The sequence below is a fragment of the uncultured Gardnerella sp. genome, assembly GCF_947280595.1.
GTDB classification, from domain to species: domain Bacteria; phylum Actinomycetota; class Actinomycetes; order Actinomycetales; family Bifidobacteriaceae; genus Bifidobacterium; species Bifidobacterium vaginale_A.
The window spans coordinates 81,968-103,017 of sequence record NZ_CAMYOS010000001.1; the positions used below are offsets into that span (position 1 = coordinate 81,968).

At 37.4% G+C, this 21,050-nt stretch carries 18 protein-coding genes, 5 tRNA genes and 1 pseudogene; 22 read left to right on the top strand and 2 right to left on the bottom strand.

Annotated features, from left to right (window positions below):
* The first annotated feature begins 66 nt into the window (after positions 1-66).
* The 3 genes and pseudogenes from Q0X59_RS00350 (at position 67) to Q0X59_RS00360 (ending at position 4,360) form a co-directional block, all read left to right on the top strand.
* On the top strand, positions 67-456 hold the full coding sequence (locus Q0X59_RS00350) for a cold shock domain-containing protein (RefSeq protein WP_075523142.1): 390 nt from the start codon (positions 67-69) through the stop codon (positions 454-456).
* A gap of 3 nt (positions 457-459) precedes the next feature.
* A pseudogene (locus Q0X59_RS00355) lies at positions 460-1,533 on the top strand (DUF3027 domain-containing protein); the annotation flags it as partial.
* A 160-nt stretch (positions 1,534-1,693) separates the two neighbouring features.
* Positions 1,694-4,360 carry an ATP-dependent Clp protease ATP-binding subunit gene (locus Q0X59_RS00360; RefSeq protein WP_297642381.1) on the top strand — a complete coding sequence of 889 codons (2,667 nt, stop codon included), beginning with the start codon at positions 1,694-1,696 and terminating at the stop codon, positions 4,358-4,360.
* 288 nt (positions 4,361-4,648) lie between these two features.
* On the opposite strand, the gene Q0X59_RS00365 is transcribed toward Q0X59_RS00360, so the two are convergent.
* Positions 4,649-4,936: a hypothetical protein gene (locus Q0X59_RS00365; protein ID WP_297642383.1), complete on the bottom strand. Its 288-nt coding sequence runs from the start codon at positions 4,934-4,936 to the stop codon at positions 4,649-4,651.
* 361 nt (positions 4,937-5,297) lie between these two features.
* On the opposite strand from Q0X59_RS00365, the gene Q0X59_RS00370 reads away from it, so the two are divergent.
* The 4 genes from Q0X59_RS00370 (at position 5,298) to Q0X59_RS00385 (ending at position 5,689) form a co-directional block, all read left to right on the top strand.
* Positions 5,298-5,370, top strand: a tRNA-Gly gene (locus tag Q0X59_RS00370).
* A gap of 28 nt (positions 5,371-5,398) precedes the next feature.
* Positions 5,399-5,469 (top strand) — tRNA-Cys (locus tag Q0X59_RS00375).
* Positions 5,470-5,504: 35 nt separating this feature from the next.
* A tRNA-Val gene (locus Q0X59_RS00380) sits at positions 5,505-5,576 on the top strand.
* 40 nt (positions 5,577-5,616) lie between these two features.
* Positions 5,617-5,689, top strand: a tRNA-Val gene (locus Q0X59_RS00385).
* A gap of 547 nt (positions 5,690-6,236) precedes the next feature.
* On the opposite strand, the gene adhP is transcribed toward Q0X59_RS00385, so the two are convergent.
* The gene (gene adhP, locus Q0X59_RS00390) at positions 6,237-7,247 is read right to left on the bottom strand and encodes an alcohol dehydrogenase AdhP (RefSeq protein WP_075523146.1); all 1,011 of its coding nucleotides are present in this window, start codon (positions 7,245-7,247) and stop codon (positions 6,237-6,239) included.
* A gap of 306 nt (positions 7,248-7,553) precedes the next feature.
* On the opposite strand from adhP, the gene Q0X59_RS00395 reads away from it, so the two are divergent.
* From Q0X59_RS00395 to Q0X59_RS00465, 15 genes are all read left to right on the top strand, one after another.
* Positions 7,554-7,629: transfer RNA gene (locus Q0X59_RS00395), tRNA-Gly, on the top strand.
* A 518-nt stretch (positions 7,630-8,147) separates the two neighbouring features.
* On the top strand, positions 8,148-8,744 hold the full coding sequence (locus tag Q0X59_RS00400; RefSeq protein ID WP_103043044.1) for a hypothetical protein: 597 nt from the start codon (positions 8,148-8,150) through the stop codon (positions 8,742-8,744).
* A 128-nt stretch (positions 8,745-8,872) separates the two neighbouring features.
* Positions 8,873-10,909 (top strand): AMP-dependent synthetase/ligase, encoded by a 2,037-nt coding sequence (locus Q0X59_RS00405; protein ID WP_297642386.1) that lies wholly within the window; start codon positions 8,873-8,875, stop codon positions 10,907-10,909.
* A gap of 81 nt (positions 10,910-10,990) precedes the next feature.
* Positions 10,991-11,482 (top strand): peptide deformylase, encoded by a 492-nt coding sequence (gene def / locus Q0X59_RS00410; protein ID WP_075523149.1) that lies wholly within the window; start codon positions 10,991-10,993, stop codon positions 11,480-11,482.
* Positions 11,483-11,721: 239 nt separating this feature from the next.
* Entirely contained in the window at positions 11,722-12,558 is an 837-nt protein-coding gene (rpsB, locus tag Q0X59_RS00415; protein ID WP_297642505.1) for a 30S ribosomal protein S2, read from the top strand.
* A gap of 97 nt (positions 12,559-12,655) precedes the next feature.
* Positions 12,656-13,507 (top strand): translation elongation factor Ts, encoded by an 852-nt coding sequence (gene tsf / locus Q0X59_RS00420; RefSeq protein ID WP_075523151.1) that lies wholly within the window; start codon positions 12,656-12,658, stop codon positions 13,505-13,507.
* A gap of 270 nt (positions 13,508-13,777) precedes the next feature.
* Positions 13,778-14,527, top strand: coding sequence for a UMP kinase (gene pyrH, locus Q0X59_RS00425; protein WP_075523152.1), 750 nt, complete (start codon positions 13,778-13,780; stop codon positions 14,525-14,527).
* A 77-nt stretch (positions 14,528-14,604) separates the two neighbouring features.
* Positions 14,605-15,159, top strand: a complete 555-nt coding sequence (gene frr, locus Q0X59_RS00430; RefSeq protein WP_075523153.1) for a ribosome recycling factor — start codon at positions 14,605-14,607, stop codon at positions 15,157-15,159.
* An 80-nt stretch (positions 15,160-15,239) separates the two neighbouring features.
* Positions 15,240-16,307, top strand: a complete 1,068-nt coding sequence (locus Q0X59_RS00435) for a phosphatidate cytidylyltransferase (protein ID WP_297642391.1) — start codon at positions 15,240-15,242, stop codon at positions 16,305-16,307.
* Positions 16,308-16,421: 114 nt separating this feature from the next.
* Positions 16,422-17,330, top strand: a complete 909-nt coding sequence (gene lgt / locus Q0X59_RS00440; protein ID WP_075523154.1) for a prolipoprotein diacylglyceryl transferase — start codon at positions 16,422-16,424, stop codon at positions 17,328-17,330.
* 48 nt (positions 17,331-17,378) lie between these two features.
* Complete coding sequence (rpe, locus tag Q0X59_RS00445; protein ID WP_075523155.1) at positions 17,379-18,044, top strand: ribulose-phosphate 3-epimerase; 666 nt, start codon at positions 17,379-17,381, stop codon at positions 18,042-18,044.
* 170 nt (positions 18,045-18,214) lie between these two features.
* The gene (locus Q0X59_RS00450; protein ID WP_075523156.1) at positions 18,215-18,829 is read left to right on the top strand and encodes a CDP-alcohol phosphatidyltransferase family protein; all 615 of its coding nucleotides are present in this window, start codon (positions 18,215-18,217) and stop codon (positions 18,827-18,829) included.
* 9 nt (positions 18,830-18,838) lie between these two features.
* The gene (locus tag Q0X59_RS00455; RefSeq protein ID WP_297642396.1) at positions 18,839-19,870 is read left to right on the top strand and encodes a DUF881 domain-containing protein; all 1,032 of its coding nucleotides are present in this window, start codon (positions 18,839-18,841) and stop codon (positions 19,868-19,870) included.
* 5 nt (positions 19,871-19,875) lie between these two features.
* Positions 19,876-20,208 (top strand): small basic family protein, encoded by a 333-nt coding sequence (locus tag Q0X59_RS00460; RefSeq protein ID WP_075523158.1) that lies wholly within the window; start codon positions 19,876-19,878, stop codon positions 20,206-20,208.
* 3 nt (positions 20,209-20,211) lie between these two features.
* The gene (locus Q0X59_RS00465) at positions 20,212-21,039 is read left to right on the top strand and encodes a DUF881 domain-containing protein (protein ID WP_075523159.1); all 828 of its coding nucleotides are present in this window, start codon (positions 20,212-20,214) and stop codon (positions 21,037-21,039) included.
* Positions 21,040-21,050 lie beyond the last annotated feature (11 nt).

Sequence of the window (21,050 nt, forward strand, 5' to 3'; positions counted from 1 at the left end):
TATAATCTTACAGATATGTACATGAACTTTTTCATTGATTGATTTATTGATTGAGTGAGGTGTGTTATGCCCAATGGGCGTATTCGTTGGTACGATGCAAAAAAGGGCTACGGCTTTATTGCAGATGACGATGGCAAAGATGTTTTCTTGCCTTCTGCAGCTGTGCCAGATGATGTTAAGAATCTACGTAAGGGAACTCGAGTTGAGTTTTCAGTAGTTGAAGGTCGTAAAGGACCTCAAGCAATGGGCTTAACTGTATTAGCATCTGCGCCATCATTAGTAAAAGCAACACGCCCTAAAGCAGAAGATATGGCAGCTATTGTAGAAGATCTTATTAAGCTTCTCGATTCTGCAAGTAATGGCTTACGTAGAAAGCATTACCCTTCAACTGCGGAAAGTAAGAAACTTGCTACATTACTAAGAGCTGTAGCAGACAATTTTGACGTTCAGGATTAGTTTATGTCGGTTGACGTTTTGGATCCTAAAGAGTTGGCTTATAAAGTTGCACTTGAATCTTCAGAGTGTGCAAATGCTGTTGGGAATTTTGTAAGCGCTATAGATTTGGGCGATAATGTTACTGATTTTCGCTTTGAAAGTACTATGCGCGGTTACGAAGGTTGGCAATGGTCTGTTACTTTGTATCACGATGAGGAATTAGATAAATGGACTGTGAATGAGTCAACTCTTATTCCTACAGATGATTCACTTTTGCCGCCTAAATGGATTCCATGGAAAGATAGATTACAGCCATCTGATTTATCTGTTACAGATTCAATTGGAACACCTGAAGATGATTCTCGTCTTGAAAATGGCTTATCAATAGAAGATATTGAATCTAATGATGAGTTTAAAAGAGAATACAATATTGAAAGTAAATCTGAAAATGATTCAGATAATAGCAATATTTCAAGTATTGATAGTAATTGCGAAAAAGTAGAGAGTCGTGGAGTCAATCCTGAAGATAATCATGATGATAATACTGAAGATAATCATAGTGATGAATCTTCTAATGAGAATAGCGAATCTTCTGAAAATAGCGGCAGTGAAAATATCGATAATAGTGAAAACTCTAATGCTTGTGAAAAAAGTGTTACTTCATTAGAAGATATAGAAGACGCAATAAAAACTTTCCATCTTTCTAGACGAAAAGTTATGACTCCTGAAGCAATAGCGCAAACAGCTAAACGATGGTATTCAGGTCAGCACGGTCCAAAGTCATTATCTACTAGAATTGCAGACGGTAGCGCATGCTCTACATGTGGATTTATGATTCCTCTTGCAGGAGCATTAGGAAATATGTTTGGTGTTTGTGCAAATGCATGGAGTCCTGACGATGGCAAAGTAGTTGCTCTTAATCACGGGTGTGGCGAACACTCAGATATAGAACCTCCTGAACCGTCTCAGCTTTGGATTCAATCTGATCCTGCTTATGACGACTACCATATTGATGTTATTGAGCAATCTGAACGAGAAGAACGTGCAGACGTAGAGTTAATAGAAGAAGCTATTGAAGATAGTAAGGAAAATAAACGCATAAGACGTAAAACATCATCAAAACATTGATGATACGATGATAATCATTGTTAAAACGTCAATATAAAAAGTCATCTTACTCATGCAAAACTGTAAAATGTTAATAATGAGTCATGGCAAGTCGTTACGATAGAACGAACGATAACAACGAAAGGCAATTATGTTTGAAAGGTTCACTGACCGCGCTAGACGCGTAATTGTGTTAGCGCAAGAAGAAGCTCGCGCACTTCAGCATAATTACATTGGTACTGAACATATTTTACTCGGGCTTATTCGCGAAGGCGAAGGAATCGCAGCTAAAGCTTTAAGTGCTAAAGGCGTAGAGTTAGATAGTACTCGTAAACAGGTTGAAGAAATGATTGGCAAGGGTACAGTATCCCCGAATGGCCATATACCTTTCACTCCTCATGCTAAACAAGTATTAGAATTAAGTTTACGAGAAGCTTTGCAATTAGGTCATAGCTATATTGGCACTGAACATATTTTACTCGGGCTTATTCGCGAAGGCGAAGGAATAGGAACTCAAGTTCTTATTAAGATGGAAGTCGATATCAATGATCTTCGCGGAACATGCATGGACATGATTCGTGGCAATTCTGGCATTCCTTCTGAAAACGATAAAGATTTGGCTAACGCTGGAGGAGTGCAAGATAAAGCAAATCAATCCGGATCCGCATTATTAGATCAATTTGGTAGAAATCTCACAGTTGAAGCTCGCGAATCTAAACTCGATCCTGTTATTGGTCGTTCTAGAGAAATTGAACGTGTTATGGTAGTTCTATCTAGACGAACTAAGAATAATCCAGTTCTTATTGGAGATCCTGGTGTTGGTAAAACAGCAGTTGTAGAAGGTTTAGCGCAAAAAATCGTTGCTGGAGATGTTCCTGAAACTCTAAAAAATAAACAAGTTTATTCACTTGATTTAGGGTCAATGATTGCAGGTTCTAGATACAGAGGCGATTTTGAGGAACGATTGAAAAAAGTTTTGAAAGAAATCAAAACTCGTGGAGATATTGTTCTTTTTATTGATGAAATTCACACTATCGTTGGAGCTGGTTCTGCAGATGGCGCATTAGGCGCATCCGATATGCTAAAGCCTATGCTTGCACGTGGTGAACTTCAAACAATTGGTGCTACTACTACAGATGAATATAGAAAGTACATTGAAAAAGATGCTGCTTTAGAGCGTCGTTTCCAGCCTATTCAGGTTCATGAGCCTACTATTGCTGAAACGATTGAGATTCTTAAAGGTTTGCGTGATCGTTACGAGAATCATCATCATGTGACTATTACTGATAACGCTTTGCAATCTGCAGCAGAAATGTCTGCAAGATACATTCAAGATCGTCATCTACCAGATAAAGCTATTGATCTTATCGATGAAGCTGGAGCACGTTTGCGTATTAAGCGTTTAACTGAGCCTCCTGAGTTGAAAGAACTTGATAATAAGATTTCTAAACTTTCTAAAAAGAAAGATGAAGCAATTAAAAATCAAGACTTTGAACATGCTGCTGATTTGCGAGATGAGCAAGAAAAGCTTGAAGAAGATCGAAAGTCTAAAGAAAAAGCTTGGCGTGAAGGTGAATCACGCGTGAATATGGTTGTTGATGAAGATGTTATTGCATCTGTTGTATCTAGTACAACTGGTATTCCTGTTGTTAAGTTGACTCAAGCTGAATCTAAGAAACTGCTTAATATGGAAGATGAACTTCATAAGCGTATTATTGGACAAGACGAAGCGATTTCTGCATTATCACGATCTATTAGACGTGCTCGAGTTGGATTGAAAGATCCTCAACGACCAGCTGGTTCGTTTATTTTTGCAGGTCCTACTGGTGTTGGCAAAACTGAATTGGCTAAAACTTTAGCACAATTCTTGTTTGATGATGAGAATGCTTTAATTCGTGTTGATATGTCTGAATTTGCTGAAAAGTACGCAGCTTCACGTCTTTTCGGTGCTCCTCCAGGATACGTAGGATACGAAGAAGGTGGAGAATTAACTGAAAAAGTTCGTAGGAAGCCGTTCTCAGTAGTACTTTTTGATGAGATTGAAAAAGCTCATCCGGATATTTTCAATACTTTGTTACAAGTATTAGACGATGGTCATTTAACTGATGGACAAGGTCGTAAAGTAGATTTCAAAAATACGATTATTATCCTAACAACAAATCTCGGTACTAGAGATATTGCTAAAGCTGCTACAACTGGCTTTACTTTGGGTAATAACGATGATTCTACGTATCAACGCATGAAGCTTCAAGTTAATTCTGAGTTGAAGAAACACTTCCGTCCAGAGTTTCTTAATCGCTTGGATGATACTATTGTGTTCCGTCAACTTACAGAATCTGAAGTGCGACAAATTGTTGATTTGGATTTGAATAATCTTAATGATAGATTATTTGATCATCATATGTCGATTGAACTTACTGATAATGCTAAGACTTTGCTTACACAAAAAGGATTTGATCCGCTTTTAGGTGCTCGTCCTTTGCGTAGAGTTATTCAAAGAGAAATTGAGGATTCAATTTCCGAGCAGATTCTTCGCGGAAATCTTGTTGATGGCGAGCGCATTATGGTTGATTCTGAAGGTGAAGGATTGCTGGGGGAGTTTACTCTTAAAGGAGTGCCTTTCAGCGACGATGAGTCTAAGCTTGATGATGTGAAGAAGGATTGTGATATTCACTCTAATGATTCTTCGAGTGAACTTGATGATTCTAGTGAATCAAACGATTCTGATGATTCTGGCGAGTCTAGTGAGTCTAGTGGCGAAACGCATCCAGAATCTTATAGTAATGAGGATTCTTCTACTGATAAATCAAACGATTAAGTAAATAAATTCATTTAATTAAAAATTTAAGATAACTCTTTATTTATCCAATTTCGATGTAAAGAGTTATCTTTTATTTTTTATTTATATATAGTACGAGTTATTATAAAACTAACGCGAGGGCCTCGCAGCTGCCGTTTACGTCAGATTGTTAGTCGAGGGGTCCCCTCGCAATTTTCGTTTAAGACTATTTTCTAGGGAAATAACCCGGAATAACCCTATTTTGGTCTATATCACATGTTTTTAATATAAAATTTAAGTGTTACTGTATTATAGACCAAAATTTATTTATTCATCTGGGGAATGAACTTTACGCTGGACTCCTAAATCATCTGCTATATCGTCATGTATATCGCCGCACTCATAAGGCTCTAGCAGGTTATAGGCTTCTATTAACAACTCTTTAGGCGCGCTCTTGTGCAGCCATGCGTCTACTAAATAAATATCAATTGCAACTGACGGTTCTCCTGCGTCAATAGCATCATTAGCAAATTCTTTGGAAAATTCACTCATATATGGCTCACCATATGGACGAAGTTTCTCAGCCATTTCATAACAAAGTTTCATTATGTCCATTATTTTTTCTCCTCTCTTCTTAACATTTACGAGTGTTTATTTTCGCGGCTTTCTCTTCTTCTTTTTCGTTTCTATATAATTATATTCACTTTAAAAATCCGAAAACAATGATTTTTATAGTCTTTCTCTTAGAGTGTTTTAACAATTATTAGTGCATAAGTAATCATATGAAGTAGTAAATGATAATCATATTGGAGTAATCACAAGGAGTAGTGAACTGCAATACTTAAACTAGATATGGATATATCAGCAGAAAAATACATATAGCGACACGCCAGAACATGAAATAACTTGCATTTGCAAATATTTCGAGTATAGTAGTTACTCGTGCTTGTGAGCTGAGTTTTCAGTAAAAAGCATCGCGGACATAGCTTAGTTGGTAAAGCGCGACCTTGCCAAGGTCGAGACCGCGGGTTCGAGTCCCGTTGTCCGCTCTAGGTCCGATGAGTTATTCGACCTTACGGTGGGTTAGCCAAGCGGTTAGGCAGCGGCCTGCAAAGCCGTATAGATGAGTTCGACTCTCGTACCCACCTCGAAGTTAGAAGGTTTTCCTTCTATCATCACAACCGGGCGGTTGGCGCAGTGGTAGCGCACTTCCCTGACACGGAAGGGGTCACAAGTTCGAACCTTGTATCGCCCACTCGAGAGGTTTGCCTTTCACGCATAATTAAAAAAATTTCGGGTGATTGGCGCAGCGGCTAGCGCACTTCCTTCACACGGAAGGGGTCATAGGTTCGATTCCTATATCACCCACGCGCTACGCAGAATCACCAGTTCTGCGTTTTTTGTTTTTTAATTCCTTTTTTCATTTGTCTTTCTGTGATTTCTTTATTCTTGATTGTGCTTCCTGTCCATACGGAATCGGTATATCTCCTTTACAAATCGTGACTGTTTTAAAATAGCGTTTTGATGGCATCTAATTGTGTACAGTCTAGTTGCTTTAGTTTTAAGGCTTTGAGTAGCAAGGCTTAGCGAGTGCTAAAAGTTAAAAGTGTAGATATGCTACCCGTTCACTCAATCTATTTAGAAGTCATCGTAATGCTTATATTGAACTAGTCTTCATGTTTATTTTGTGAAATAACCTTCAAATAACATTCATCTAACCCTCAAATAACACTTTATTTTGTTACTCACGCTTATTTAGTAAATAACCCAAATAACTACTGATGAATCGTACAGAATCGTACAGAATCCTACGAAATAACCTTCAAATAACATTTATTCTAAAAGTATTAAAAAAAATAGTGACCAAATCCTTATAGTAGGGAAGTGGCCACTATTTCAAGCAATATTAAATTATTCAGTGAGAAAGATCTATTACCATACGTCCACGAATCTTGCCTGCAAGCATTTCATCGAAGATGTCGTTAATATCTTCCATTTTGCGCATATGGCACTGTGGCAAAACCTTTCCTTCAGCACCAAATTGGAATGCTTCTTCCAAGTCTTTGCGTGTACCTACAAGAGAACCGACCAATCGAATTCCATCAAGAACCAAACGAGGAATGCTTAATTCCATATCCTCTGGTGGAAGACCAACAGCTGCAATAGTTCCGCCAGCACGAACAGAATCGACAGCTGCATTAAATGCTGCTTTATTTACAGCGGTAACCACAGCGCCGTGGGCACCGCCAACCTTCTTCATTGCAAATTCAGCAACGTCTTCTTTTAATGGATTAACGCACAAGTCCGCGCCATACTTTTCAGCAAATTCAAGCTGTCCTTCGTTCACATCAACAGCAATAACGTGAGCGCCAAAAACATTCTTAGCATATTGCAAAGCAAGATTGCCTAAGCCACCAAGACCGAAGAGGATGAGCCATTCACCAGGATGTACGCCAGACTCTTTAATTGCTTTATATGTTGTAACGCCTGCGCAAGTGATAGAGCTTGCTGGTGCAGGGTCTAAGCCTTCTGGAACTTTTACAGCATAGTCTGCAGCAACAATGCACTGCTCAGACATACCACCATCTGCAGTATATCCTGCGTTTAAAACACTACGGCACAAAGTTTCACGACCAGTTGTGCAGAATTCGCAATGTCCGCATCCTTTGAAGAACCATGCCACAGAAGCACGATCTCCAGGCTTTAATGTAGTTACGCCTGGACCTACTTCGCGAACAATACCAATTCCTTCGTGTCCAAGGACAACACCTGTTTTATCTCCAAAATCTTGATTCTTTACATGTAAATCAGTGTGGCAAACACCGCAACACTCCATATCAAGTAGTGCTTCACCAAACTCTAGTGGTCGTAATTCTTTCTCAATAACTTGAGCCTTCTTATCTTTAGTAGCAACAATTGCCTTCATAGATACCTCCTCGTTCTATATTTAACAATGTTTTTAGTGCCTTTCGCTCCTACGTTGAGCAAAAGCTATTTTTTATTCTACATGATTTTATTCTTTTTAGTTAAAAATTAGATATTTTATTTAAAAAATTTTATAAAAAAGTTTATAATAATGATAATAATTATTATATTCATAAATTATTGATAGAAATACAACAACAAGTTTGGCGTAAAATCGCTCATATGATGCAGAAATTAAAAAAGTTTGAAAAATTTTTACGTAAAACTTGCGTAGTAGTAAAAATAAAGCTATAATTTTCATTTGTTTGCGGACATAGCTTAGTTGGTAAAGCGCGACCTTGCCAAGGTCGAGACCGCGGGTTCGAGTCCCGTTGTCCGCTCCATTTATTTAGAAATTTTTGTGTTTTTTACTTTAATTTTGTTATTATTTTTTTCAGATTAGTTTAATTGACTTAAAAAATGCATGTAATAAGCAAAAAATATATAATAATTACATGTTCCAATTATTATAATATTTTAATGCTTACTGAATATTTTAATTAAAAAAATTTGATTTATAAGTAATTATATTTATTTTTTGTGCATAATACAAAATAAAAAACAGTTATAAGATAAAATTGTCATAAAATTCGCTAAAATTTTATTAAAATTAGCTACTAAAATAGAAATGTGCATAAGTGATTTGTCTAAAACGTTGAAATTTCAAGGAAAAACAAAATCTATGTAATTAGTTATCCACATTTTACTTTTTACTCTACTATTTGTTCATTTAGGTGTATGCTATACCTATTCAAAAAACTTAATATGATTTAATAACAAAAAATAAATATGGAATTATAAATAAAAATGAAATTAGAAACATAAACAAATATAAAAACAACACATAGAGAGAGGAATAAAAATGAATAAAATTTGTTTTGCGGACTCTGATCCTTTCGATGATTCTGAGTATGTAGAATCTAACGAGAATTGTAATGACACACAAAACAATGATTCGTCTAAAAATAATACAGCTCCACCACCTGTAAACGAGGATCAAGATAATTTATCCGTATACAATGGGGTATTTTTAGTTGGATCTTCAAATAGAAAAGTTCCTTATCGTATAAGCCTTGTTTATAAAGATCCAAATTCTGATAAGAAAATGTTCCATATTGCAATGCATGCTTGCAGAGTTGCTTGTGCTGCATTAGATGTTGCAAGAGGTCATCCTATTTTGCCATCGACTAGTAGGATGATTTCAAAAGAATGCATAGATAAATTACATAACATGTGGGTTATGGTAGGAGAGCGTCTTCAAGCAATAAATAATCCTGTACTCAATTTCGAAATATGCAGACTTCCAGCGAATCCTCACCTAGTTAACGGAGTTATGGTTAAACCAACACAATTAGAATGTGTTATAAGAATGAATACTGGCTCTGAGCAATATTGGACATCGTTGACTTTGAAATACAAATTCGGTAAATGGATTTGCACATATGTTGATATTGGGTAAATAAATTCTGCAAGCATACGAAAATTCTGTAAGTGGTATTTTCTTTTGTAGAAGTTTCCAATATAAAAATATATTTTTTGTAGGAAACTCGTTCGTGTTGAACGAAACAATAAAGTACAATTACAAGTATGCTCCGAGAATTTACTGTAGAAGCCATTCACCCAACTCAAGACGGTGACACAATTTACTCACTTCTTGCTAATAGAGCATTGCGCGCACCTCAAAGTGTTGTTGCTCAATGGCAAGACGAAGATACGCGCCAATGGCATGACGTTACTGCTGTCGACATGCTTTCCAAGGTACGCGCTACCGCTAAAGGCTTGCTTGCACTTGGTGTAAAACACGGCTCAAAGGTAGTTATTTATTCAGCAACATGCTACGAATGGGGCATAGTTGACTTTGCATGTGCGTCAATTGGCGCTGTGTCTGTTCCGATTTATGAAACAGATTCGGCTCTACAAGCGAATGATATTATTTCGGAAGTAAAACCTGTTATCGCTTTTGCAGGTGACGATGAACATGCGCAAAAACTAGAAATAGTTCGCAATGATAATAATAAAGTAGCTTTCAAGACATTCAACTTTAAAGCTGGAGGATTAGGAGCTGTTATTGACTTTGGTAAATCTGTTGACACTAATGAGCTAGATGAAGCCGTTAAAAAAGTTAAAGCAGATGATCTAGCTACGATTGTATATACTTCTGGTTCTACTGGAAAACCTAAAGGTGCGATGCTTTCAAATCGCAACTTTACACATATAGTTTTTGCAGGATACGATGTCTTGAACGAGATGTTGTATCAACCAAGCAGACTGTTGCTATTCTTGCCATTAGCGCATTGCTTTGCTCGTTATATACAATACGTTGCTATTGGATCTAATGGAGTAGTTGGATACGTTCCTAACGCTAAACACTTATTGGCTGATTTGCGAAGTTTCAAACCTTCATATTTGCTTGGCGTACCTAGAGTATTTGAGAAGGTTTATAATGCTGCATCTCAAAAAGCTGGAGCAGGTATACGAGGTCGAATTTTTGCTAAAGCAGTAAGACATTTTATTGAGTGGTCGCGTGATGAAGTAGATGGGAAGGCTCATTCGTTATCTGCTAGAATGCAACACAATTTCTATATGCACACAGTTGGTTCATCTATTCGCTCTGCTTTAGGACCTAATCTCGCTTGGTTAGCATGCGGAGGTGCTCCTATTAGTGCAGATTTAGCTCATTTCTTCAATGGACTTGATGGCATAACTTTTATTCAGGGATATGGCATGACTGAAACAGCTGCGCCGTGCGTAGTTAATTTTGAGCATGCAAATCAAGTAGGTTCTGTAGGTAGACCTGGACCAGGAATTTCTATTCGCCTTGCTGAAGATAATGAAGTTCTTGTTAAAGGACCAAACGTATTTATTGGTTATTACAATAAACCAGAACTTACATCGGAAGTAATTGACGATGAAGGATGGCTTCATTCTGGAGATATTGGTGAAATTGACGATGAAGGATTCCTATCTATCACTGGTCGTAAAAAAGACATTATTATTACAGCAGGCGGGAAAAATATAAGCCCAGCTCCATTAGAAGGTATTATTGCAAAATGCCCTCTTGTTTCTCATGCCGTTGTAGTTGGAGATGGTAAGCCATTTATTTCCGCGCTTATAGAACTTGAACCTGATATGGTCCGCTCGTGGCTTAAAACTCAAGGATTGCCTGAAGATATGCCTATGAGCCAAGTTTCAAGCAATGAAGCAGTTCGTTCTGTTGTACAACAATTCATTGATCAAGCTAACAGCACTGTTTCAAGAGCTGAATCTGTACGTAAATTCGTTATCTTAGAGGACGAATTTACCCAAGATGCTGGAACTCTTACTCCAAGTATGAAAGTTGTGCGTCCAAAAGTATTGAAACGCTATGCAAATATCATAGACTCCCAATTGTATGCTCCTAAACCAAATACAAAACCATTCCCAGCTACTGTAAAAATCCTTGATAGAACTACTGAAACAATGCGTCAAGCTCAAGAAGCTGTAACGCCAAGAGTTCGTCAAGCAATTGATCAAGCAGCTAGTCAAATAATGCATTTTGGTGATGAATCTTCGTTAGAAAAGCACGATGTAACTCGCGCTAACTTGCAAGATGAGTCTAATTCAAATTCGTCTGCCGAAGAGTAGAAACATACAATATATATAACGCAATAAAACAATATATAACGTAATAAATATTAGAATAAATAACAGCAATTAAGGAGAATTGTGACTATTCGTAAAATTCGTGTAGTGCCAGATCCTGTTTTACGCACTCCATGCGATGAAATTCGTGAGATTACACCTTCAATTCATAATCTTGTTGAAGATTTATTGGAAACAGTAAATGACCCTGGTAGAGCTGGATTATCTGCTAATCAGATTGGAGTAAGTCTTAGAGCTTTCTCATATAATATAAATGGTCGTATCGGTTACATTCTTAATCCTGTTATTGAAGAAACTCGTGGAGAGCAATACGACGATGAAGGTTGTTTATCTGTTCCAGGATTATGGTACAAGACTCGCCGCGCGCAATATGCTCGAGTTAAAGGTATTGATCTTAATGGTAAAACCTTAGTACTCGAAGGTGAAGGTTTGATGGCTAGAATGTTGCAACATGAATGTGATCATTTAGATGGACATATTTATTTAGATCGTTTGGAAAAAGATGTTCGCGCGAAAGCACTAAAAGAACTTAGAGATAATATAAGCATAAAATAATTTATATATTTTCTTTTATTTAGTATCGCTCTTCTGTTATAATCCTGTTTCGCGTGTCCATTATGAGCATGAGTAATGTCGCGTTATATGATTGCTCGTTTTTATTGTCTACCGGACAAGCAAATACGCGCCATGTACGCGTCCATTCGTGTCGGTCGGCTTGATTTAGATTTTGAAAATCTTCAAGTTGCATGCGAATAGACATGGCCAGGCAAGAACCGACAAGAAAGGTAAAAGATATGTCGCAAATTACCATGAGCGAAATGCTGAAGGCTGGCTTACATTTTGGCCATCAGACTCGTCGCTGGAATCCAAAGATGAAGCAGTTCATTCTTACTCAGCGCAATGGTATTCATATCATCAATTTGTTCAAGTCTCTCGACATGATCGATAAGGCTTATGATTTCATCAAGCAGACTGTTGCTCACAACGGCACCGTTCTTTTCGTAGGAACTAAGAAGCAAGCTCAAGAAGCAGTGCAAAATCAAGCTACTCGCGTAAACATGCCTTATGTTTGCGAACGCTGGCTTGGCGGTATGCTGACCAATTTCCAAACTGTTTCTACTCGCGTTAAGCGTTTGAAGGAACTAGAAGAAATGGACTTCAGTGACGTTCGTGGCTCTGGCTTAACTAAGAAGGAACTCCTTCTTTTAGAGCGCGAAAAAGACAAGCTTGCAAAGCAGCTTGGCGGTATTCGCAACATGAATCGCACTCCTTCTGCAATGTTCGTTGTTGACGTAAACAAAGAAGCTCTCGCTGTTGAAGAAGCTCACAAGCTCGGCATTCCAGTTGTTGCAATTGTAGATACTAATACAGATCCAGATTCTGTAGAGTATCCAATCCCAGCAAACGATGATGCTATCCGCGGTGTCGAATTGCTTACAAGCTTGATTGCTGACGCTGTAGCTGAGGGTTTGCTTGAGCATGCAGGTAAGAATTCTAAGTCCGAAGGTGCTGATGCTCAGCCAATGGCAGCTTGGGAAAAGGAATTACTTACTAATGAAGGCGAAACTTCCGATAAATCTGCTGAAAGCAAAAAAGCGGAAGAATCTGAAGAATCTGAAAAGTCTGAGTGACAAATAGAGCTTAACTCTATAAATTTAATAGTAAGGCGTTTTGTGGTATAGGTTTTTGCTTATACCACAAAGCCGTACATAATATGAGGAGAACAAAATGGCAGCAATTACTGCAGCGTTGATTAAGCAGGTGCGCGAAGAAACTGGCGCCGGCATGATGGACGTTAAAAAAGCTCTTACTGAGGCTGAAGGCGATGTTGCCCGCGCTAAGGAAATTATTCGTGCGAAGGGTATCCAAGCAGCTGGTAAGCGTGAAGGTCGTAAAGCCCAGGAAGGCACGATTGCTTCTAAGGTAGTTAAGTCTAGCGAAGGCGAAACTGGCTACGCAGTCGAATTAAATTCTGAAACAGACTTTGTTGCAAAAACACCAAAGTTCGTGGAGTTTTCTGAAACTGTACTTGGATATGCTATTGAAGCATCAGCATCTACTACTGAAGAAGTTCTTGCATCTAAAGCTAATGACGCAACTGTTAAAGAAGCAGTTGAAGAAGCAGCAGCTTTGTTCGGAGAGCATGTAAAAGTTGGTCAGGTTGCAACTGTAAGCGGACCACATGTTGAAATTTATGCTCATAAGAAGTCTGTTGAATTGCCTCCAAGCATCGTTTCTATGATTGCTACTGATGAAGCTGGCGCAAAGGTTGCTCATGAAGCAGCTTTGCAAATTTCTGCTATGGGTGCTCAGTGGCTTCGCCGCGAAGACGTTCCAGAAGAAGTTTTGGAATCTGAGCGCCGTGTTGCTACTGAAAAGTCATTAGCCGAAGGAAAGCCAGAGAAGATTGTTCCAAAGATTGTTGAAGGTCGTATGAACGCTTTCTTCAAAGAAACAGTTCTTCTTGAGCAATCATATGTGAAAGATCCTTCTAAAACAGTTGGTGACTTATTCAAGGAAGTTGGCGGAACTGCTTTAGCTTTTGCTCGTCTTGAAGTTGGTAAGGGTTCAGCTGAATAAGCATTACTTACAATAAAATCATATTATTTATAGGTTGCGTATTTAAATGTGCGCAACCTATTTTGTTTTTATCAATCGAACTTTTATACAAATAACTATATAATCTTACTTTGCATATTTCGTTATATATTAGTTTTTTAATAAATAGCGCATGCGCAACGATTATATGCACTTAATTTAAGCATTTAAGCTTAAGTTTTTCAGTGTCGCGATTTATAGATAGACTGGCAAAGATATGCTTGCATTCGCTGATAGAGCAGGAGGAATAGTATGACTATCGAACAAGAGAATAATGGTGCTCGTAGAGTTCTCTTGAAACTTTCAGGCGAAGCATTTGGCGGCGGTGCCGTTGGTATTGATACTCACATTATTCGTAGGATTGCAGAAGAAATTATGACTGCAGTACGTAGTGGTGTGCAAGTCGCAATTGTTGTTGGAGGCGGAAACTTCTTTAGAGGAGCTGAACTTCAACAAGCTGGAATTGATCGTAGTCGTGGAGATTACATGGGCATGCTTGGTACTGTTATGAATTGCTTAGCTCTTCAAGATTTCCTTGAGCAATCCGGACAAGCTACTCGTGTTCAAACAGCTATTACTATGGGTCAAGTTGCAGAACCTTATATCCCATTAAAAGCTATTCGACATCTTGAAAAAGGGCGCGTTGTTATCTTCGGAGCAGGTGCAGGTATGCCATATTTCTCGACTGATACTGTGTCTATTCAACGTTCATTAGAGATACATTGCGATGAAGTGTTAATGGGCAAGAACGGTGTTGATGGAGTTTATAGTGCTGATCCTCGTAAAGATTCCAATGCTAAAAAATTCATAACTCTTAGTTACCAACGCGCACTTGTTGATGGTCTAGCAGTTATGGACGCATCTGCACTTTCTATGGCTAGAGATAATAAACAGAAAATCCGAGTCTTCGGCTTAGAAGGCAAAGGAAATGTGACACGTGCATTGATTGGTGAAGAAATAGGAACACTTGTTTCTGACGCTCAAGCCAAATTTGCTGAATAAAATTAAAACACGATGTTTACTAAACAGTTAAAATACTTTTAAAAAACAATTAGCATGAGATTTACAAAGGAGAATTCATGTCTGCAATTATTGATCAAGCTCAAGAACAAATGAATAAATCTGTTGAAGCTACTAAAGAAAACTTTATGGGCATTAGAACAGGAAGAGCGAACCCTGCTTTACTAAATGGAATTATGGTTGATTATTATGGTGCTCCTACTCCTATTAAAGCTGTTGCATCAATTGGTGTTCCAGAACCTCGCACTTTAGCAGTTACTCCTTTTGACGCTTCACAGGCAAATGCTGTTGAAAAGGCAATACGTGATTCTGATTTAGGCGTAAGCCCTAATCGCGATGGTAATGTTATTCGTGTTACAATGCCTGAACTTACTGAAGAACGTCGTAAAGAATACGTCAAGCTTGCTAAGACGAAAGCAGAAGAAGGAAAAGTTGCAGTCCGTAACATTCGCCGTAAAGCTAAAGAATCCATTGATAAATCAGTTAAAGATGGTGAATTAGGCGAAGATGAAGGCGATCGTTTACAAAAGGAATTAGATAAACTCACAAAGCAAGTAACAGATTCTCTTGATGTTTTACTTGAAGGAAAGCAAAAAGAAATCATGGAAGTTTGATTCTTTATCTACGAATAAAATAAAGAATAAACTGTAGAGTTCATCTAATAATTTAGATATATTCTGAAGATGGGTGTTGCATGGAACAGCAGAGTGATGGGATAGTTGAATCTTCTAAAAGCAATATAGCTCAAGGAAGTATAGATGAAAAATTAGTATCTTCTTCATCGTCAAATAATGAATCCTCTTGTGAGAATAATAGCAACACCCAGAATAATTCCAATAATAGCTCGCATGAAACTTTAACAGATATAAACAGACGCACAGGACGTAATATGCCACAAGCTATTGCTACTGCTGCTTTGCTTGTAGTTGTTATTATTGCATGTTTAATAATAAGTAGAGATGCTTTTATTATATTGATTGCATTATTTATGGTTGGAGCATTATGGGAATTGCACGTTGATTTCGCAACAATTGGATTAAGAATACCATTTGTAGTTCTATCAATATGCTCTGTTGTAACAATTTTAGCTACATATTATTCAAAATGGCATGCTATTGCTATGGCTAGCGGAATCACAGCATCGCTTATTCTTACTGTTGTATTTGCAACATTTAATAGCACTATTTCTGCTCGCACTCTTCAAGCTGTTGAAAAGAAATTACAAAAATCTTCGCAATCAACAATTAACAGTAGTACTTTTACTAATACTGCTGCATCAATGTTTGTAATACTTTATATACCTCTTTTAGCTTCTTGCATTGTTCTATCTATAGCAGGAAGTAAATATGATTTTGCTCACGCTATGCTATTAGTATTTTTGCCTGCTTTAAGTGATACTGGTGGATTATTCGCTGGAGCATGGCTAGGAAAACATAAATTATCTCCAAGAATTTCGCCGAAAAAATCCGTTGAAGGCTTAATAGGATCAATGCTCTTAGCTGTAATTGGAGCATACATAATTGTTATTAGTTTCTATGGAATGAAGTTTCTTGATTTCTGGTGGCTTCCAGCGATTATGGGCATAGTTTCTGGAATAGTTGGAACATTTGGAGATTTATGTGCTTCAATGCTTAAACGAGATATTGGAATTAAAGATATGGGTCACCTTCTTAAAGGACACGGCGGCATTATGGATAGAGTTGACTCAATCTTATTGTGTGGACCAGTTCTTATGGCAATTATGAAATTCATGGGAATTTGACATATAAATTTCTAATTATAATTCTCTAGTTACAATTTCCTAATTACAATTTGCGCATTGAATTATTCTTCTTTGAAAACTTAAGAATCATGGTCTAAGTGTAGTATCAATCCCATGACTGTAGCTTATATTCCATCACCAACTATTTCTTATATCAAATTTGGTCCTTTTATTATACGTTTTTACGCTATTTTCATTCTCATAGGAATATTACTAGCAATGTACATGATTACTCGTACTTGGAAACGTAGAGGCGGAAATTTTGATCAAATATTAGACATAGCTTTAATAAGCATTCCATGCGGAATTATTGGAGCGCGTCTTTATCACGTTATTACAACTCCTGAAAAATTCTTCTCACACTCAGGTGATTGGGTCGAGATGTTTAGAATATGGAATGGCGGACTCGGCATCTGGGGAGGAGTGGTTTTAGGATCGCTTGCAGCATGGGCAGTATGCAAGCATCGTCATTATCCTACAGCATTACTTGCAGATGCTGCAGCTCCAGCTTTACTTATAGCTCAAGGAATTGGCAGATTAGGAAATTGGTTTAACCAAGAACTTTACGGTGCTCCTACAACACTTCCATGGGGTCTTAAACTAAATAATATGGGTGGAGCAATTGGAAATAAAGAGAGTTGTTACGATGGTCTTTCATGCCCTGAAGGAACGTTATTCCACCCAACATTCTTATATGAAATGATATGGAATTTTATTGGCGCAGCTTTAATTATTATTCTTTCTAAGAAAATTCTCAAAAAGTGTAAAGCTGGATCAATTTTTATCATTTATGTTATGTGGTATACGCTAGGACGAACTTGGATTGAATGTTTACGTATTGATTTTTCACATGTTTTTTGTGGAATTCGAATCAACGTGTGGGTTTCTATAGGAGTATTTATGTGCGCTGCGATTGCTTTTATACTTCTTCAAAGACACAGTGATTTTACTGATTCGCTAAGCGAAAAACTTTTAGATACTACGTCTTATGAGAATGAGAAGAATAGTATAAAATCCAAATAAAAGTACAATTTCAATTAGTAGTCTTTTGCTTTTCTTAGAATGGGAATCATGAATATACAGATAGCACCTAGCATACTTTCAGCAGATTTTTGCAATCTCGAGCGTGATCTTGTTGCAATTTCCAACGCCGATCTTGTTCACGTAGATGTGATGGATCATCATTTTGTTCCTAATCTTACTTTAGGCGAACCGATCGTTAAGCGTATTTGTGAAGTAACAAATCTTCCAGTAGATGTTCATTTAATGATTGAAGATCCTGATCGTTGGGCTCCAGAATATGCAAAGCTCGGGGCTTGCTCAGTTAGCTTCCACATGGGAGCAACACATGCTCCTGTACGCCTTGCTCGTCAGCTTCGTAGCATGGGTTGCAAAGCTTGTTTCGCTGTACGTCCTGCAGAACCTGTAGAACCTATTTTTGATATTCTCGATGAATTCGATATGGTTTTAATTATGACAGTTGAGCCAGGATTTGGCGGACAGAAGTTCCTAAGTAATCAAATGGGTAAAGTACGTCGCTTAAGAGATGAAATCACAAGACGTGGCTTAAAAACGCATATTCAAGTAGATGGAGGAGTGAGTCCTTCTACAGCAGCTACAGTTTCTGAAGCTGGAGCGGATGTTTTAGTTGCAGGCTCTGCTGTTTATGGAGCAGAAAGCCCAAGTGAAGCTATTGAATCAATACGTAAAATAGCACAAGCTGCTTGGAAAGATTGATATTTTAATAAATGTGGGGGTCTGATCCCCACATTTATTATATTGTTCGCAATCTTATAGTCTTGTAAATTTTTTAGTTTTAATGCTAACTCGGTTGCGATCTATATTTTTAAAACAGCGAATATAATTTTGATTTTATTAACTTTTATTAAAATTAAGGGAAGTATGAAATGGTTAAGTTTGCTTCTAGTAGGGAATATAGTCCTGCTGCGCTTAATCGAGTTTTCACTGTACCTAATCTTATAAGTTTTCTTCGCATCTGCTCTATACCATATTTAGCTTGGCTTATTGCAAAACATAATATGGTTTTAGCTCTTTTAGTTCTTGCTATCTCAGCTCTTTCAGATTGTGTTGACGGATATATAGCTCGTAGATTTAATCAAGTCAGCAAACTCGGACAAATATTAGATCCTATTGCAGATCGTTTGTTAATTGTTTGTAGCACTCTAGCGTTAACTTTTACATCAATAATACCTTGGTGGACTTTATTCCTAGTTTTAGCTAGAGATGTTATTATGGCTGTTCTTATTGTTATTCTTGCGCAATACGATTACGGGCCTTTACCTGTCAACTTTATGGGTAAAACTGGTACAGCATTATTGATGCTTTTCATAGTACTTTTAATGATTTATTCCACATCTTTTATGCATACTCAAATAATTTATGCTTTCGCAATAGCATGTGGAATATGGGGAATAGTACTATATTGGATTGCAGGCTTTTTGTATGTGAAACAAGCATGCATGTTGCTTAGCAATAGTAATGTTATTAGCGAGAGAGAATAAGTTATTTGCATGTCACAGGGTGGGATTGATTCTAACGATATTAAGGCACTTGATGAGAGTATAATCAACCAAGCGCCATCTTTCCCTGCTTTAGATGGTTCTCAATTGATTCGAAGAAGAGCTACATTCTCTAAATCTATTTTTAATATCGCTTCTCACCATGCTTCTAATAATCGCAATCGCTTAGTTAGACATCACGATAGAAGACGCTATGTTGATGATTATTCTCTACGTTTGATTGATGATTTAATCAATCGTCCTGTTGATCCTTTATTTATGGATTCTAGATTAAATACTCAAAAAGTTAGTCCACTAAGCTTATGGACTACTAGAGTAGTTGTTTTTATTGTTTGCATAGCTGTAGGCACTATTGGAACTCAATTTGTTCGCAAATTACACGTTGACTCGCGTAAAACAATACGAATGTCATTAGCAAATGAATTATCTGGTCATACTACTAAATTCAACTCTCTTCTAAAAGAAGTAACAAAATTACACAACAGCGTTGATCGCGAATCAAAACGTATTACAACTCCTGAAGAAAATCAAGTTACAAAAAACGATGATATGACTAACGGAATCAATCCTGTAGAAGGACCAGGAATAGTTATAACTTTAGCTAATCCTTTTTCTGCAGGAGCCGGTTCTTCTGAAGGAAACCTGCCGAGAGAATCATCTGGTGCTCGCATGCGAGTAATTACTGATAGAGATATTCAACGATTTGTTTCAATTTTATGGGAAGGTGGAGCTGAAGCTATTGCTGTAAATGGTCATCGCTTAGGAGTTCAAACTTCTATAAGAACTGCAGGTCAATCAATACTTATTGGAGTAAATCAAACTCAAAGCCCGTATACTATTGAAGCTATTGGAGATAGTGGGAAATTATATAAAAAAATTTCCGATCAAAAATATTCTTCATGGTATTCATCTCTTACAAACGCTGGTATCAATCCGCAAGTTTCATCTTCTAATGTATTAAAATTATCTGTAGCAAGCACTGGAGATATTCAGTTCGCTCAAAGAAGAAAGATAGGTGAATAAAAAATATGACAGCTATTCTCGGTTTAATTTTGGGCGTGCTAATAGGTATTGTTGTTCATCCAGATATACCTATAGTTCTTCAGCCGTATCTTCCTATTATGGTTGTTGCTGCTCTTGATGCACTTCTAGGCGCTGCAAGAGCTTATTTTGAACGAAACTTTTCGGATAAAGTTTTCGTTATATCGTTCTTCTCTAATGTTATAGCAGCTACTCTTTTAGTCTTGTTGGGGAATCAGCTTGGTGTTGGTGCTCAACTTCAAACTGCAGTTATAGTAGTGCTCGGAATACGAATATTCTCTAATGTGTCTGCTATTAGACGCTTCATATTTAGGAGTTAGTCTATGGCGTTTCCTAATAAGCAAAATGATGAGAATATTATTGGAAAATTACATCAACAGCATGCAAAAGATCGCGAAAGCGATCAAACACAAACTGGTTCTTTTCCTGTTGTACCTAAGCGTTCGAAACATTCTTTAAGCTCTCAAATCACAAGAGCGCGCATTTTTACAGGATTTCTTATTATGCTTATGTGCGCATTATTGGGGTTTGCTTATATGATTCAAGTAAATCGCAGCTCTTCTTTATATGAAACTTTAAGCGAAGACGAATTAACTAGACTTATAACAGAAACTAATTCACAGATACAAAATCTTGAGCAACGTAAAAGTGAATTAAGCGGTCAATTAGACTCTTTGCGTGCATCTGTTAATAAGCAAGAGGAAGCAAGACGTATCGCTCGTCAAAACGCTGAAACTAACGGATTGTTATCTGGAAGACTACCAGCAATAGGAAAAGGAATAATAATTCATATTACTGCTGGAGAAAAAGAACGAATAGATTCCTCCACAATGTTTGGGCTTATTGAAGAATTACGCAATGCTGGAGTTGAAGTTATTTCTATTAACGATATTCGAATTATTACATCAAGTTATATTTCTGACTCTAAGCATGGCTTAATTTGTGACGGTATAGAAATGGATCCGCCTTATATTGTTAAAGCAATAGGAGATCCTCAAAACTTACAAAATGCTGTTACTATTGCTGGCGGCGTAGGATCTAGATTGAAAGTTAAATTTGGTGCTCTTGTTCATGTTATGACACCAGACGAAGTGGAAATTAAAGCGACACGCGAGCCAAAACAATATCAATATGCTCATCAAGTCGAGTAACAATGTACAAT